At 65.8% G+C, this 602-nt stretch carries 1 protein-coding gene; it reads left to right on the top strand.

The window, feature by feature from the left end:
- Window positions 1-602: hypothetical protein (locus CFN78_RS28390; protein WP_205660689.1), on the top strand; the 602-nt coding region annotated here is incomplete at both ends.

Below are 602 nucleotides of genomic sequence, written 5' to 3' on the forward strand. Positions count from 1 at the left end.
CTGGCGGTGTTCCCGGTGATCTGGCTGTGCGCATCCGGATATTACCCCCGGACATCCCTGTGGCTGTCCTTCCTGGCCCCGCTTGCCATCATTTGGGTCCCGCTGCTGCTGGAGGGGAGCCCGACGCCCCAGGACCTGGCGCGGTCCCTGCTCCTTCCGGTCATGATGCTCGGCATCGGGGTGTCCGTCAGCGTATTGACGCTCAGCATGACGCGGCAGCAGCGCGCGCTTGAGGAGAAGGATGCCCAGCTGCAGGACAACCTTCGCACCAGCCAACGCCAGGGGGCGCTCCTGAACACCATTTTGGACACTGTCCACCTGGGGGTCCTTGCGGTCGACGCGTACGGGCACGACGTCCTGATGAACAGAAGGCAGCGGATCAACCACGAACTCGCCCGGCCCAAGGACATCGCGGACCCGAACGAGTCCCAGTTGCTGGTCTTCGGGCCGGACCGCGTTACGCTGGTTCCCGTTGAGCAGCGGCCGGTCCGCCGCGCCGTCCTCGGGGAAACTTTCACCGATTATCTTGTGTGGCTGGGCTCCGGAAGAGAACAGCGCGCCTTCGTGACCACCGCCCGGGCCATGAAGGACGACGACGGCGC

The organism is Amycolatopsis antarctica (assembly GCF_002262875.1).
GTDB classification, from domain to species: Bacteria; Actinomycetota; Actinomycetes; order Mycobacteriales; family Pseudonocardiaceae; genus Amycolatopsis; species Amycolatopsis antarctica.